Raw genomic sequence first — 14865 nt, forward strand, 5'->3', positions numbered from 1 at the left:
CGCGCTCCGAACGATCAGGAGGCAAGGAATTTCATGGCTGGTTTCACAGCGGCACATTTGGTGCCGGAAAGCATATTGACGTTGAGAAAGGGGTATTCCCTGGAAAAGCTGGGCCAGGACGTGTTGGCCGGGATAACCGTCGGCATCGTGGCCCTGCCCTTGGCCATGGCGTTTGCCATCGCCTCGGGCGTGACCCCAGACCGGGGCATTTTCACGGCCATTGTCGCGGGCGTGTTCATTTCCCTGTTCGGCGGCTCCCGCTACCAGATCGGCGGACCCACCGGCGCATTCGTGGTGATCCTGTTCAACATCATCCAGAAGCATGGTTACGACGGACTCGTGGTCTGCGTGCTCATGGCCGGCGTGCTGCTCATTCTCATGGGATTCTGCCGTCTCGGCACCCTGATCAAGTACATTCCGTATCCCGTGACCACCGGATTCACCGCCGGTATCGCCGTTCTGATCTTTTCGGGACAGGTCAAGGATTTTCTCGGCATGCAGGGCGCGGACCTGCCCCCGGATTTTCTGGGCAAATGGAGCTATTATCTCGGGCATCTGGATCAGATAGACTTCGGCACTCTCGGGGTGTCGGCAATCGCGCTGGCCGTGATCATTCTTGTCCGCCGTTTCATCCCGCGCATTCCCGCACCGATTGTGGGCGTGGTTGCCGCATCCTGTCTGGCTCTGCTTCTCGGAGCCGGTGCCGAGACCATTGGCGACAGGTTCGGCGGCATTCCGGACCACATGCCCGCGCTGTCGTTTCCGGACGTGAGCCTTGCCCAGATGCGGCTTCTGTTCCCGGATGCGTTGGCCATCGCGCTGCTGGCGGGCATCGAATCCCTGCTTTCCTGCGCTGTTGCCGACGGCATGACCGGTGAACAGCACAATTCCGATATGGAACTGGTCGCGCAGGGCGTGGCCAATCTCGGTGCAGTTGCGTTCGGCGGCATTGCCGCTACCGGCGCCATTGCCCGTACCGCGACCAACATCAAGGCCGGTGCATATTCGCCCGTGGCTGGCATCGTGCATTCCCTGACCCTGCTCTGCTTCATCCTGCTGCTGTCGGACATGGCGTCCTACATCGCCCTTGGCAGTCTTGCCGCAGTGCTGATGGTCGTGGCCTGGGACATGAGCGAGGTCCAGAAGTTCATTCGGCTCATGCATGCGCCCAAGACCGATATTTTCGTGCTTCTTCTGACCTTTGCGGTCACCGTGATGGTGGACCTGACCACGGCCGTGCTGACCGGCGTGGTGCTGGCCGCCATGCTGTTCATGCGCCGCATGAGCGAGGCCACCGAGGTCCTGCCGGTTCGCAGCGAAAAGGGAGAGAATTTCTACAGTGGCGAGTACATGGGCAAGGAAATTCAGTCCTACGAGATCGACGGCCCGTTCTTTTTCGGCGTGGCCTCCCGATTTCGCAGCACCATGAACGCCATGCAGCAGCAGCCCAAGGTCTACATTCTGCGCATGGATCATGTGCCCTTTGTGGACTCCACCGGCATGTTCGCTCTGGAAACCTTCATCAGCCAGTGCCGCAGGGGCGGTTCCATCGTGCTGATTTCCGGGGTTCGGGAAAATGTGCTGGAACGGATGCGGAATCTGGGCGTGCTGGATTCCGTGGGCGCGGGCAACGTGTTTGCCGAATACGAAGACTCACTGCGCTACGCTTTCGAGCTTGTCTGGGAAGGGTAGCGATACGACCCACTAGGGGGGCTCCCGGTCTGTGCAGCGACAATGGACCGGGATGCAAAAAGCCGAAGCCGGGCGCAAGGGGAACGCGCCGGGCTTCGGCTCTTTTTTTGTCAGGAAAAGATCAGGAAAAGATCAGGGAAAGCGCGACTACGTAGACCAGCGAGGGCAGCAGGCTCAACAGCTTGATTTCCTTGATCTCCAGCAGGGTGATGCCGATGCCGAGAATGAGCAGGCCGCCGCAGGCCGTTGCCTGGTCGATGAGCAGGGGAGTGCAGTAGCTTTGCAGCACGCCAGCGCCCAGAGTCATGCCGCCCTGATAGATCAGCACGGGCAGAAAGGAGAACAGCACGCCCGACCCGTAGGTTGCTGACAGGGCAATGGCTGCAAAACCATCGAGAATGGATTTGGTGAACAGGATGGTGGTGTCGCCCCGCAGACCTTCCTCCAGCGAGCCCAGAATGGCCATGGCGCCGATGCAGAAGATGAGCGACGACGTGACCAGCCCGTCCGTGAACCGTTCGTTGGATGAGCCGATCATGGTCTTGACGCGTTCGGCCAGCCGTTCGAACAGGGAGTCCAGTCGGAGCAGCTCCCCGGTAATTCCCCCCAGAAGTATGGCAAAGATCACAATGAGGATGTTCTGGACCTTGAAGGCCATCTGCAGGCCGATGAGGATGGTGCAGAGTCCCAGTCCCTGAAATACGATGGTGCGGATGCGGTCGGGAAATCGGCTTTGCAGCATGCAGCCGAGCACGCTGCCGCAGATGATGGCCAGGGCATTGACAAGGGAGCCGACGGGGATCATGGCAAGCCTACCGAAAAAAGGTTGATTGGAAAGGCCAGAGCTAGCAGGTCGTCGATGCCAAGGCAACAATCTTCTTGTTTGCGACACCTCGAAAATATTGACACAGCCCCCACTCTTCCCCTATGAAGAACCTCTCCCGCGCCGGGGTGGCGGAATTGGTAGACGCAGCGGACTCAAAATCCGCCGGGGTTCGCCCCTTGAGAGTTCGAGTCTCTCCCTCGGTACCAAGGAAAAACAGGCACTTGCAGGATATTTCTGCGAGTGCCTTTTCTTGTTCCCATAATCTTTCCGCAATTCTTCCGGGTGGCTTGCTGTGGTGTACAGTGGCGAGGCCTACGGGAAGGGGGGCTTGCAGATCCTCCGAGGACTTTTGCGGCCGTCCTTCGGCGGCAATTGAAGCAATCCAGTGGAATGGGGCTGATTCTCAATGGCCGTAGCGTGGCATTCGTTTTTCTTGCGCCGGGTTGGGCATTCGGGAAATTCGTTTGATTCGTCATCGTGCGCTTCGAGGAAAAGCTTCCACGAACTGCGCCTGAACGAGAGTCTGATGCATTTCGTGCAAGACGATCCGTCTGTCATCACCAAGTCCAACGGGATTGCAACGTCGTGATCGTGAGGATGAAAAAACGTTGAAACATACTGTTTTTTTCATGCCGAAGGCTTTCATTTCCGCCTACTTGTAATAAAAATAATTGGTTACGTCGGGCTGAAAAAAGTTGTCGGCGTTGGGCCCCTGATTTTGTCTGAGAATGGGCGACATGAAGCTTGACATCTCCCGATTTCGCGGCACAAGTAGAGCGACCAAGACTCTTGTGCCGATTATAACAATCCGCAACAGAACTGTGTGAATTGAGGAAAACCGTGTGCTTTTCCATGGTCTGCTACGATCGTTGATTTGACACGCGAATATTAACGTGGATTCAATACTGTTTTACGTTTCAATGCTTATCGCAGGTGTTCCACTATGAAAAAGAAAGAAAGATACAAGCTCTCGCCTCAAACAAAAAATCTGCTCGATTGCCTTGCTGCGCTCAATAATTTCATAGAAGTCATAGATGCCAGAGGATATTACATCTATATTTCTCCAAACTGCACGTACGACCTTACTACGCCGGACGAACTTGTAGGGATGCATACCACCGATGCCTTTGATCTTACGCAGGATTCAAGCATATTGTTGAACACGATTGCATCCGGAAAGCCTTACAGGGATATACTTCTCAAGTATAAATCAACAAAAACAAATAGAACCATAGAATTTCTTTACAATTCGTTTCCGATCATCGAAGACAATGTGACCATAGGTGCAATATGTATCTACAGATACATGGATGACGTGAAAAAAGCAGTGCAATATGTCGATCTGACCAAGGAGCAGTTTTTCGACAACATCAAGTCGGTGGTGACACAGCATAAAGATTTGTTCACCTTCAATGACATAATTTGCACATGCCCCAAAATGGAGGAGGCCATCAAGCTTGCAAAGCGAGTGGCAAAAGCGGATTCCTCCATTCTCATCATTGGAGAAACTGGAACAGGCAAGGAACTGTTTGCACAGAGCATACATTCCTTTTGCGGAGACAGGAAACGGCCTTTTGTTGCCGTCAACTGCGCGGAAATTCCGGAAAACCTCATGGAAAGCACGCTTTTCGGCACAACGAAAGGCTCTTACACTGATGCTGTTGACAAGCACGGGCTGTTTGAAGAGGCGGATGGAGGGACTCTTTTTCTGGATGAGTTGCACACGTTGAGCATCGAAATGCAGAGCAAGATTCTGCGAGTGCTGGAGACGAAAACCGTTCGCAAGGTCGGCGGCAGCAAACGGACTCCGGTCAATGTCCGGGTCCTTTCCTCCATGAACTGCGACCCTCTCGAGGCCATGGAAAAAGGCCTTTTGAAGCCTGACCTGTTTTACCGTATTGCCGTGATCGGCATTCGAATTCCACCGTTGAGAAAGCGTGGTCTGGCCGAGATGAAGCTGTTGGCAAATCATTTCATCAGCGAAGTGAACAGGAAACTCGGGACGAACATATGCGGATGCTCGGAAGAAACGTATGCCACATTCCTGCGCTATGAATTCCCCGGCAATTGCAGAGAGTTGGCTCATGTCATCGAGCATGCCGGGAATATGATGGAGAGCAATGAGACCATTATTCAGCCTCGTCATCTACCGTATTACATCAATGAATTTCTGCGGTGCTGCTGTTGTCCCCAAAGCAATGGCGCTTCGGGAGAAAATCCTCAACGCCCCGTCTACAGAATTGGTGATTACAAATCCGCGCATCACAAGGCGCTGGATGATTTCAACACCAAGTTCAATGAGGGATTTTTGCGACACGCGTTGGGACATTTCAACGGCAATGTCACGAAGACTGCAAAGGCCATCAACATATCACGGCAGCATCTGCACGGGTTGATTACAAAGTATATTGATTTTTAGGGCCGTGAGATTGAAGGAAAAGAGCAACCGTTGCATGCAACGGTTGCTCTTTTTTCAGGTTATCCGAAACGGTATTCCACGCCGAAAGTACCTTGCGGATACTCCCAGCTTTCGAGTGCCGTATCTCCGCAAAGGATGCGGCAGGTGCCGCACTCAAGACAGCCTGCATAGTCGAATTGGAGGTTGTCCTCGTCATCGATCTTGTACAGTCCGGCAGGACATGCAGCGATCAGTTTCTTCACTTCGGCACGATCGGCATCATCCTTCAGCTTGATGTGCGCGCCTTCTTCGTCGACAAAAAACTTGTTTACGCCGAGTTTTATATCGGTATTGACTATATCGCTCATATTGCCCGTACTCCTTTCCAGCCGTCTTTGAGCAGATTCATGATTCCGGCCTTTCTCAGATGTCCCAGGAAGGATTTGCGCACGGGGGTCGACTGTCCTTTCACCGTGAACAGATCATGCATCATGGAATTGACCATGTCCGGATATTCGTTGTACATGCGGCTGTTATCCAGAAATTCCGGTGTATTGCTGTACAGATCAAGATCCTTCATCACAAAGCTGTCCTGCAGCAGCTTCGTGTAGGCAGACAGGGAATCCGAGTTGAAATTACCCGCTTCCTTGGCCTTGATGACAGCCTGGGCCGCAGCTTCACCCGAAGCAATGGCCAGATCCATGCCGCGAACCGTATAGCCGACGTTCAGGCAAAGTCCCGCAGCATCACCAGCGATCAGCACGCCGTCAGCAACCATCTTGGGAACCATTGCGCGGCCGCCCTCGGGCACGACATGGGCGGAATATTCCAGAAGTTCTCCACCTTCAATCAGCGGAGCGATCATCGGATGGTGCTTGAAGTCTTCCAGCATCTGCGGAATGCTTTTGGTCACCGAGGAAATGTTGTGCAGTCCAAAGACGAGACCCAATGAAATGCTTTCCTCATTGGTGTACAGAAAGCCGCCGCCCATCTGGTTGTCGGACGGCGATCCGGCCAGAAGCCATGCCGCGCCTTCCTTGTCCGTGCAGCCGAAGCGATCATTGATCTGCTGTCTGGACAGCTTGATGATTTCCTTTACGCCGACAGCGCAGTGATGCGGGCTCAGCTTGTTGACAAGGCCGGCCTTCTGACCAAGAAGCGAGTTGACTCCGTCGGCAAGGACGACGACATCGGCTTCAAGCTCGTCCTCTCCGGCTACGACACCACAAACCTTGCCATCACGCATGATCAGGTCGTCGACACGAATGCCGGGAATGTAGTTGGCACCTTCGTCTTCCGCCTTTTCGGCCAGCCAGGGGTCGAATTTCGAACGAAGAACGGTATAGGAACGTTCGGCAGGATCCTCGGACGCAACATTCGTATGGTCCATGGTGGTGCAGCTGCCTTCATTCATGAAGGATATCTTTTCGTGAACAACGCATCGCTCCACGGGTGCCTCTTCGGCAAAGCCGGGAATGATCCTTTCAAGACTGTGGGCATACAACCTTCCACCAGTCATGTTTTTTTTGCACCGGGGAAATTGCCTCGTTCGACAACGACGACTTCCAAACCGGCCTTGGCAAGCAGATACGCACAGGTAGAGCCTGCCAGACCGGCACCAACAACGATAGCATCAAATTTATCTTCAGACATCGTGAACGCCCTGACTCCTACGAAAATCATGTAGAGAGATGGTACCCGAGACGGGTACCATCTCCGGGTATCTATTTGTTGGTGAAAACAGGCTTCCGCTTTTCCTCGAAAGCCTTCATGCCCTCTTGCGAATCAGTGGATTCATAGGTCATTCTGTCAAACTGGCGTTCCAGATCCAGACCTTCCTGAATGCCCATGTTCAGATAGTAGTTGATCGCCTTCTTGGTCAGGCGGTTCGAAATCGGGGCGTTTGCGCTGATCTTGCGAGCCAGCTCCATTGCTTCCTCCATCAGCTTTTCAGCCGGGAAGACATCCTGGACAAGACCGATTTCCAATGCCTTGGCAGCAGTCAGCTTTTCTGCCGTGAACATCATCTTCTTCGCCTGTCCGGCGCCGATGTTCCTGACCAGACGCTGGCTTCCGCCCCATCCGGCGATAAGGCCGAGCGAGGTTTCCACAAGGCCGAGCTTGGCATTTTCGCTGGCGATTCTGATGTCGCAGGAAAGAGCCAGCTCAAGGCCTCCGCCGAGTGCGTAGCCATTGATGGCGGCGATCATGGGGATCGGGAAGTTGGCGACCTTGGTCAGAATGCCGCGCGCCCAGACATCGGTTTCCTCGAGATCGTCAACCGTGGGGTCGGTCAGTTCGCCAACATCGGCGCCAGCGCAGAAGGCCTTTTCGCCTTCGCCGGTGACGACAACGCAGCGCAGATCGGATTCCCGGCCCAGTTCGTTCATGACATCACGAAGGTCACGAAGCATCTGGCCGCTCAGGATATTGTATTTCGGCTGATTCAGCGTGATGACAGCAATCTTGTCGCTGAGTTCGCACTTAATTGTTTCGTAAGAATATGCCATGGTATTTTCCTTATTTTTCCTTGTCATCCCTGTAGATGACACCCTTGCCGTACAGCTGATCGATCTGCTCGGCGGAGTATCCAAGGTCTTCGAGAATGGCGTCGTTGTCGTAGCCGACGTGCGGCATGGAACGCCAGATCTTGGGCTGGTTCACCTTGAAACGGGGAACAACGTTGACGCCCTTGTACTTTTCCTTGGTGGTCATGGTCTCCCAGTCCACCCAGCAGTCGCGGGCCTGGTACTGGGGATGCTTGACCACTTCGGGGAAGCTGAGCACGGGGGCGGCAGCGACCTTCATGCCGTCGAAGATGGCGATATGTTCATCGTTGGTCTTGGTCTTGAAGTATTCCTCGACCTTGGATTCCACATAGTCGGCCTTGTCCCAGTTCATGTTGATGAACGAGAAGCCTTCCTTGAAATCGCCGGTGCCGTAGATGTCCTCGCAGCCGATCATGGAGAAGAGGGTCTTCATCTGCTTGCGACCAAGAATGTTGGTGAACAGGAAGCCGTCCTTGGTCTTGTAGATGCCGGTCGCGCCCTGGATGGGGTCCTTGGCGCCCGGGCGGGGGTACATCCGGCCGTCATTGAGGTAGTCGACCATGTTGTAGGTCGAAAGGCGCATCAGCACTTCGGTCATGGCGATGTCGATGCTTTCGCCCTTGCCGGTTTCGCGGGCGCGAATGAGGGCAGCGAGGGTGGAAGACAGGCTGAACAGGGCGGTGAACAGATCGCCGACGTACGGGTATGCAGGCATCGGGGATTCCGGAGTGCCGTTCTGGCTCATGTAGCCGGACATGGCCTGGGCAATGCCGTCGTAGCAGGGGCGATCAATGAAATTGGGGTCGGCGTCTTCCTGTCCGTAGCCGGAGATTCTGGTGATGACCAGTTTGGGGTTGATCTCCCACAGGAATTCGTCGGTGATGCCCTTCTTGATGAAGTTGGGGCCTTTGCCTGCGACCAGAAAGACCTCGGCTTCCTTGATGAGCTTCTTGAAGACTTCCTTTCCTTCTTCGGAAAAGATGTCCAGCGACATGGAACGGTCGTTTCTGTGCTCATGCTCGGAGGGACGGTAGCTGCGGTTGGTGTCGCCGCCATGGACATTTTCGAGCCAAATTACGTCAGCGCCCCATTCGGCCATGAAGTGGGGGCCCAGAGGACCGGCAACCTCGACAGCGGAAAAGACAACCTTTACGCCCTGCAGGACGCCGAACTGGGGGGGCCTGTGATTCGAATTATCGAAAAATTCCTTTACATTATTTTTCATTTTGAAACTCACTTGTGGTCTATGCAATTCAGAATGTCGTTTCGAAACCAGTCTGCGGTTGATCCGAGAGCAGGAATTCCGCCCGAGTCTGTCGGAATTCCTGCCTTGTCTTGAACTGACTAGCTTCTGTATTCCTTGAGAACGCTTCTGCCGAGAGTCAGGATCATCATTTCATCGGTGCCGCCGGAAACGCGGGAAGCACGGATGTCTCTCCAGGCACGGCTGGCGCGGTGATCACCGCAGATGCCGACACCGGCGAGAACCTGAAGGGCGTCGTCGGTGACTTCCTGGGCAGCGGTCACGCAGTAGTACTTGCACATGGCGGCGTAGCCCTTGTCCAAAGTGCCGGCATCGACCATTTCGGCGCCGGTGTAGACCATGTGCTTCATGTTGGTCAGCTTGGTCTTCATGTCCGCGAGCTTGAGCTGGATCAGCTCGGTGCGGCCGATGGCTTCACCAAACTGAATGCGCTGGTTGGCGTACTTGGCAGCGTCCTCGAAGGCGCAAAGGGCATATCCGTAGCAGTAGAGACCGGAAATGATGCGCTCCACGTTGAAGTCGTCCTTCTGCATGGAGAAGCCGGCGCCTTCCGCACCGAGCATGTCCTTTTCGTCCACTTCGACATTGTCGAGGTAGATTTCGCCAGCGCTGTTGGTCTTCAGGCCCAGCTTTTCCAGACCGGAAATGGTGACGCCGGGAGCATTGGTCGGGACCAGCCAGTTGGTGTACTGGGACATGGTCTCGGCATCCAGAGCAGTCACGATGATGTAGTCGCTGTAGGTGGCGTCCGTGCAGAAGGTTTTCTGACCGTTCAGGTACACCTTGCCGCCCTTGCGGGTGTAGTTGGTCTTCATGGAGCCCAGGTCGGAACCGGCGCCGGGCTCGGTCGCAGCATTGCCGATCTTGGTCAGGCCGGTAGCCATCAGTTCTTCACCGAGTTTCTTCTGTTCCTCGGTACCTTCCCTGAACAGAACGGGGTAGGTGGTCGAGAACCAGATGCTTGCAGCGTTGCCGCCAAGGCGCAGGACTTCTTCCCATGCAGCCACGAAAGTCACCATGGCGTCTTCTTCCAGTCCGCCGTACTCCACAGGATTGATGATCTGGTGAATGCCAAGCTCTGCAAGGGCCTTGCAAAATCTTTCAGGGAACTTGTGCTCATTGTCGCATTCCTTGAAATAGTCATCCCAGTTTTCACGGGACATGAGTTCCTTCATGCTTGCGACAACCAGATTTTGTTCTTCAGTCAATGCTTTAGCCATGAGTGACTCCTTACTTTGAGTGGCGTAATCCGAATACATCTAGTAATGTATATGATGGTCCACTACTTTTCTTGCTCAAATAAAAATTACACATCCCAATTACACATCAGCTCGATGGTGAATTCAAAGCGTGCATGAAATTTTAAAGTCTCTTGAATATATTGATTGTATATTCAATGTCCTTCAATCATTCTGAACATCGCTTGAGATACACAGAGCTAACCTTCTTAAGCAATCAGCATGCCAAAGCAGAAATAAAAATAATTTCGGCAAAAATACACACGGTGGGGCTTCGGAAGTGAAATAGAGCACAATTTTACAATGAAGGCTTTGTCCTAGTGTAAAGTGCGAGATTGCGCTTTTTCGAACAAAGTAAAGTGCGGCTTGACACTTGCTGTCAGATTGGGGAGGGGCAGGGAAAAACAAGCGCTGCCAACCGATGATTTTCGGAGGGCGAGACTGCTTTTTTTGATATTTGTGTGTTTGGTGAATGTAAATGAGGGGTTAGGCTCTTCGGGCAGAGCCTCGGATACAAAAAAACATGGGGTCGCATTTGGGCGGCTCAAAAGATGTGTTTCGAGGTGTTTTCACGGGAAAGGAAGGCCGCAATCCAGTGGTTTTTCATCGTTTTCAATTCAACATTTGATATCCGGAAACAGGGAAAGTGCACCGGAATTCAAACAACCACCCCGATTAAAATGATTTTTTTCACAAGGCGGTGTTCGGTCCTTGTGTATTTACTGCTTTTTGTAATCCGTTATTTTACGCAATGGTCTCTATATCAGAGTGTGAGCCTTATTTCACAATCAGCTGTTTTGTTTGACGAATCGCAACTTGCAAAAAAAATGTCATTGTTGTCTGAAACCATGAAGTGCCGAAGACTGGCGACCTACAGTCGATAGTCCATTCCTTTCCGGTGCCGGAATGGTGGACATGAAAATTTAATGTTGTATTTCAGTGTGATGTAGCGTGGAACTCCGCTCCTTCGTTGAATTCGTCGTCCAATTTTCCTCTGACTGCATGGCATTTTTTCGGTCGAACAACCTCGCCTGGTGCTGTGATTCGATATAGATCGAGCGTGTATGTTGAAAACAGGAATTTTCCAAAATTTTCCAATGCATTAATGTGAATGGACTCGATCGCGACTCGGTGGAGATGGTGTGTTTTTTGCTCCTTGGCAGTTTTGGGGTGGCAATTTAACATGTGTTAGGAGCAAATATGAAAGCTAATTTAGGCACCATGGCCCGAGCAGGGGTCGCGAACAAGCAGAAAGAGACTGCGAACATCAACTATCTTCTGGCCATAACGAGTGCCTTGGCCCTCTTGATCATTGTTGGGTATGCAGCCATAAATCCCGAGCTCATGGCAAGGCAGATGGCTTCGGTCAAGGACTTCATCAGCCACTATTTCGGCTGGTGGTATATCGGTTTGAATGGTATCTTCTGCCTGCCCGTCTTCATCATTCCTCTTACCCGGTATGGCGCTCTCAAGCTTGGCAAGGCCGAGGATGTGCCGAGTTATTCCACTTTTTCCTGGATAGCCATGCTGATCGGCTGCGCATTTGCGGTTTCGGTCGTTGTCTGGGCTGTTGCGGAGCCGCTTTTCCATTGGCAACAGCCGCCTCTCGGGGCTGCGGCCGGAAGCATGGACGCCTTGAAGCAATCCTTCCAGATCACCATCATGCACACGGGAATCGGCGGATTCGGCATTTTCGCCGTTGCGGGTGTCTGCATTGGCCTGCCGGCCTTCAGAAAAGGTTTGCCGCTGAATTTTTCCACGGCTTTTTACGGACTGCTTGGCGACAAGGCCTATTCCAGACCCTTTTCCGCCGTGGTCGAGCTGATTGCGATGATCGTCAATTTCCTCGGCATCGCGACATCCATCGGACTGGGGCTGATCTCGTTGAAGTATGGATTGCATTATGTCCTGGGAATCGAGCTCGACACCTTCAGAATGATATGCCTGACCGGTCTGGTCAGCGCGGGTTTCTGCTGGTCCGTATGGAGAGGAATCGATTCCGGAATCAAGACGTTGAGCAGTTTCAATGCGTACATAGCCGGCGTTGTGTTCTGCTATGTGCTTCTTTTCGGCCCCACCTTGCACATTCTGAACTGGATCGTGCAGGTCTTTGGCGAATATTTCGGAAACATTGTCTACCTGACCTTTCACACCGATGCCACCGAGCAGGCGCTTGAGGGCAAGTGGATGGGCTACTGGAAGGTTTTCTACTGGGGCTGGTGGTTTTCCTTCGTGCCGTTTGTCGGCGGCTTTCTGGCCAGAATCTCCAAGGGACGCACCTTGCGCGAGGTCCTGCTGGCATGCACCCTCATCCCCACGGCCACCTGCATCATCTGGTACACCACCTTCGGAATCTCCGCCGTGTACACGGAAATGAGCGGCACGGTCCCGCTTTGGGCGGAAATCCAGAAGGACATCGGAGCCGGATTCTACGTCATGGTGAGCCAGTGGCCGCTGGGATTCTCCTTTTCGATCCTGACCATGTGCATGCTGGTTGTCTTCATGATCACTTCTGCCGACTCTTCCGCGTATTTCTGCTCCATGCAGTTGACGAATGGTTCAGCCGAGCCGAGCAGACAGATCAGAATGGCTTCCGGCATCGCGATTGCGGTTCTGGCTGTCACCCTCATTCTGGTTGGAGGACTGAAGGCCTGCCAGACGGCTGCGGTGATTGGCGGTTTGCCGATTTCGATTCTGATGCTGCTGATGCTTTTCTCGCTATTCAAGTATTTGCAATCGGAACGGCCCTAGGTGGACGTTCGCCTGCATCGTCGTGGAAGATGCTGCAGGAAGGAATGAAAACGGCCTGATTCAAGGCCATGCAGGCCAAAAGCGCCTGCAACTCGGCGACCCATTGATTCGCCAGGCTTGCCAACCGGACTCACTCGGCGCGTCATTGAGGAATTTTTCGGATTCTTCGATGGACGTTGGGTGAGTCCGTCCGTTTTGTACCCCCCCTCTGAGTCAGAGTTCTTTTGGGAGCGCCCCGGCCTGTGTGGGGCGCTTTTGCCGTCTGACCGGAGCAGGGGGGGGCATGCCGGAAAATCAAGGGTCGCGCGGCCCATCCAAAGCGTAAACTCCAAGAAGACAAAAGCACGGGCCCGAGCAGATCTTCAACCTGAGCTACTCCGAAATAATATGCTAACATACTGATTTTTAATGGGAAAATACTGTTTGGCCCTTTTGTTGCTAGAGAAGCATGTGAATTTTGTCCCTATACGTTTCTTTTAAGCAGTAGCCAGAGAAAATTGATGTACTGGGATATGGCAGAGGGCTGTAGAGGAATTTGTTGTAAGGTATCTTCCTGAACAGGTTACAAAAAAGGAAAGCGAGATGGCTAATAAAGTCTCCGAGACTTCAGGTGAAGTGATCGATCGCAGTATTGATTACTGGGTAACTGTCCCGGCAATTCTTATGGTTTTGGGTTTTGCGCTGGCGATCTTCATGAACCCTGAAGGAATGAATGCGTTCATGACTGCATCTTTTCAGTTCATGAATCAGAACTTCGGCTGGATGCTTCTGGTTTTTGAATTCGGATGCGTTTTGTTGTGCTTGTATTTCTCTTTCGGAAAATATGCGAACAAGCGATTCGGCAACGAAAAGCCGGATTCCAGCACATTTTCATTTTATGCGATGCTTTTTGCGTACAGTTCGTCCGCAAGTATCGTCTACTGGGTCTTCATCGAGTTCTACTACTACATTGCTGGTCCGCCGTTTGGAATCGAGCCGTTTTCCGAAGAAGCTATCAGGTGGGGTGTTGCCTACCCGATCTTCCATTGGGGCATCCTCGGTTTTGCGCCGTACGCCATGATGGGCATCGCTTTCGCCTTCCTGCTCTTTGTCAGAAAAAAGGACACCTCTCGTGTCAGCGCCGCTTGTGCGAGTCTTCTCGGTGAAGAGCGGGCGAATGGTCCTCTTGGCAAAGCCATTGACTGCATCTTCCTCGTCGGAATCATTTTTTCCAACGCAGGATATTCTCTGGCTGTCAGTGTGCCTATCATCAGTACCTTCTTCAGCAAGATCTTCGGCGTCGAGCATACGCTGGAGCTTGATACCGCCATTCTCATCGCAGTTGTCGCGTGCATGACCATAGCCATGTACACCGGCCTGAAAAAAGGCATGACCTTCATCAGTAATGCCCGACTGTACATGTTCTTCGGCATCGCGCTGTTCATCTTCCTGGTTGGCGACACCGGACAGGCCTGCAACAACACCGTCTCCTCCACGGCTCTGTGGCTGCAGAACTTCGTGGTCATGAGCCTGAACACGAGCAGCTGGTCCCAGTCCTGGACCATCTTCTACGCAATGTTCTTCATTGCATCCGTTCTGGGCGCCGCTCAGTTCTACAGCAAGCTCTGCAAGGGCCGTACTGTCCGCGAGTGCGTTCTGGGCATTGTTCTTGCGAGTGCCGTGGGCTGCGCGATCTTCTTCTGGACCATGGGCAACTACGCTCTGGAGACCTATCTTGGCGATCCGGCGCAGTACAAGGCCATGATCGAGCAGGATCCCTATCAGGCCATTACGTATGTAATTTCAACGTTGCCTTTCTCCAATGTCATCATGGTCCTTCTGCTGATCTATGCATTCATCTCCGGATGGACCTTCATTCAGAGCGCCGTGTACGGCAATGCGCTTGTTTCTCAGCCGAACCTTCCTGCAGATGAGGATCCGTCCAAGTTCACCCGTCTGTTCTGGTGCGTCGTGACCTGCGTGTTGTCCATAGCATTCCTGTATATTGGCGGATTGCAGACCGTGAAAAACGCGATGGTGTGGGCAGGATACCCAACCTTTGTGATTTCATTGATCGTCCTGTTCGCCTTTTTCAAGGATATCAAAAATTGGGATAAGTACTTGTCTTAACCTCCACCCAATTAAAAACAGAGTCTACGAAGAACAAT

The 14865-nt window shown here is 53.0% G+C and carries 11 protein-coding genes and 1 tRNA gene; 5 read left to right on the plus strand and 7 right to left on the minus strand.

Annotated elements, in window-relative coordinates; genetic code table 11:
* Positions 1 to 33 precede the first annotated feature (33 nt).
* A complete protein-coding gene (locus MPN23_RS15585; protein ID WP_243545131.1) occupies positions 34 to 1692 on the plus strand; it encodes a SulP family inorganic anion transporter in 1659 nt (552 codons plus the stop codon).
* A gap of 121 nt (positions 1693 to 1813) precedes the next feature.
* On the opposite strand, the gene MPN23_RS15590 is transcribed toward MPN23_RS15585, so the two are convergent.
* A complete protein-coding gene (locus tag MPN23_RS15590) occupies positions 1814 to 2497 on the minus strand; it encodes a DUF554 domain-containing protein (RefSeq protein WP_243545132.1) in 684 nt (227 codons plus the stop codon).
* A 140-nt stretch (positions 2498 to 2637) separates the two neighbouring features.
* Between MPN23_RS15590 and MPN23_RS15595 the strand changes: the two genes are divergently transcribed.
* Together MPN23_RS15595 and MPN23_RS15600 are read left to right on the plus strand one after the other, a co-directional pair.
* Positions 2638 to 2724: transfer RNA gene (locus MPN23_RS15595), tRNA-Leu, on the plus strand.
* 737 nt (positions 2725 to 3461) lie between these two features.
* Positions 3462 to 4937: a sigma-54 interaction domain-containing protein gene (locus MPN23_RS15600; protein WP_243545133.1), complete on the plus strand. Its 1476-nt coding sequence runs from the start codon at positions 3462 to 3464 to the stop codon at positions 4935 to 4937.
* Between the two features lie 59 nt (positions 4938 to 4996).
* On the opposite strand, the gene MPN23_RS15605 is transcribed toward MPN23_RS15600, so the two are convergent.
* From MPN23_RS15605 to MPN23_RS15630, 6 genes are all read right to left on the minus strand, one after another.
* Positions 4997 to 5284, minus strand: coding sequence for a 4Fe-4S dicluster domain-containing protein (locus tag MPN23_RS15605; protein ID WP_243545134.1), 288 nt, complete (start codon positions 5282 to 5284; stop codon positions 4997 to 4999).
* The gene (locus MPN23_RS15610; RefSeq protein WP_243545135.1) at positions 5281 to 6435 is read right to left on the minus strand and encodes an FAD-dependent oxidoreductase; all 1155 of its coding nucleotides are present in this window, start codon (positions 6433 to 6435) and stop codon (positions 5281 to 5283) included. The genes MPN23_RS15605 and MPN23_RS15610 overlap by 4 nt, the downstream gene beginning before the upstream one ends.
* Positions 6432 to 6569: an FAD-dependent oxidoreductase gene (locus MPN23_RS15615; RefSeq protein WP_243545136.1), complete on the minus strand. Its 138-nt coding sequence runs from the start codon at positions 6567 to 6569 to the stop codon at positions 6432 to 6434. The genes MPN23_RS15610 and MPN23_RS15615 overlap by 4 nt, the downstream gene beginning before the upstream one ends.
* Before the next feature lie 71 nt (positions 6570 to 6640).
* A complete protein-coding gene (locus MPN23_RS15620) occupies positions 6641 to 7426 on the minus strand; it encodes an enoyl-CoA hydratase/isomerase family protein (RefSeq protein ID WP_243545137.1) in 786 nt (261 codons plus the stop codon).
* A 10-nt stretch (positions 7427 to 7436) separates the two neighbouring features.
* Positions 7437 to 8690, minus strand: a complete 1254-nt coding sequence (gene caiB, locus MPN23_RS15625; protein WP_243545138.1) for an L-carnitine CoA-transferase — start codon at positions 8688 to 8690, stop codon at positions 7437 to 7439.
* A 119-nt stretch (positions 8691 to 8809) separates the two neighbouring features.
* On the minus strand, positions 8810 to 9949 hold the full coding sequence (locus tag MPN23_RS15630; protein ID WP_243545139.1) for an acyl-CoA dehydrogenase family protein: 1140 nt from the start codon (positions 9947 to 9949) through the stop codon (positions 8810 to 8812).
* A 1218-nt stretch (positions 9950 to 11167) separates the two neighbouring features.
* Here MPN23_RS15630 and MPN23_RS15635 point away from each other — a divergent pair.
* Together MPN23_RS15635 and MPN23_RS15640 are read left to right on the plus strand one after the other, a co-directional pair.
* On the plus strand, positions 11168 to 12718 hold the full coding sequence (locus MPN23_RS15635) for a BCCT family transporter (protein ID WP_243545140.1): 1551 nt from the start codon (positions 11168 to 11170) through the stop codon (positions 12716 to 12718).
* Between the two features lie 582 nt (positions 12719 to 13300).
* Complete coding sequence (locus tag MPN23_RS15640; protein WP_243545141.1) at positions 13301 to 14827, plus strand: BCCT family transporter; 1527 nt, start codon at positions 13301 to 13303, stop codon at positions 14825 to 14827.
* The last annotated feature ends 38 nt before the right edge of the window (positions 14828 to 14865 follow it).

Origin of the sequence: Pseudodesulfovibrio tunisiensis, from assembly GCF_022809775.1 — a bacterium.
GTDB classification, from domain to species: Bacteria; Desulfobacterota; Desulfovibrionia; order Desulfovibrionales; family Desulfovibrionaceae; genus Pseudodesulfovibrio; species Pseudodesulfovibrio tunisiensis.

Excerpts from the sequence above, each read along its gene's own strand:
- MPN23_RS15600 (WP_243545133.1), top strand. The coding sequence starts at position 3,462 with ATGAAAAAGAAAGAAAGATACAAGCTCTCGCCTCAAACAAAAAATCTG.
- caiB (WP_243545138.1), bottom strand. The coding sequence starts at position 8,690 with ATGAAAAATAATGTAAAGGAATTTTTCGATAATTCGAATCACAGGCCC.
- MPN23_RS15615 (WP_243545136.1), bottom strand. The coding sequence starts at position 6,569 with ATGTCTGAAGATAAATTTGATGCTATCGTTGTTGGTGCCGGTCTGGCA.
- MPN23_RS15630 (WP_243545139.1), bottom strand. The coding sequence starts at position 9,949 with ATGGCTAAAGCATTGACTGAAGAACAAAATCTGGTTGTCGCAAGCATG.
- MPN23_RS15640 (WP_243545141.1), top strand. The coding sequence starts at position 13,301 with ATGGCTAATAAAGTCTCCGAGACTTCAGGTGAAGTGATCGATCGCAGT.
- MPN23_RS15610 (WP_243545135.1), bottom strand. The coding sequence starts at position 6,435 with ATGACTGGTGGAAGGTTGTATGCCCACAGTCTTGAAAGGATCATTCCC.
- MPN23_RS15605 (WP_243545134.1), bottom strand. The coding sequence starts at position 5,284 with ATGAGCGATATAGTCAATACCGATATAAAACTCGGCGTAAACAAGTTT.
- MPN23_RS15585 (WP_243545131.1), top strand. The coding sequence starts at position 34 with ATGGCTGGTTTCACAGCGGCACATTTGGTGCCGGAAAGCATATTGACG.
- MPN23_RS15590 (WP_243545132.1), bottom strand. The coding sequence starts at position 2,497 with ATGATCCCCGTCGGCTCCCTTGTCAATGCCCTGGCCATCATCTGCGGC.
- MPN23_RS15620 (WP_243545137.1), bottom strand. The coding sequence starts at position 7,426 with ATGGCATATTCTTACGAAACAATTAAGTGCGAACTCAGCGACAAGATT.
- MPN23_RS15635 (WP_243545140.1), top strand. The coding sequence starts at position 11,168 with ATGAAAGCTAATTTAGGCACCATGGCCCGAGCAGGGGTCGCGAACAAG.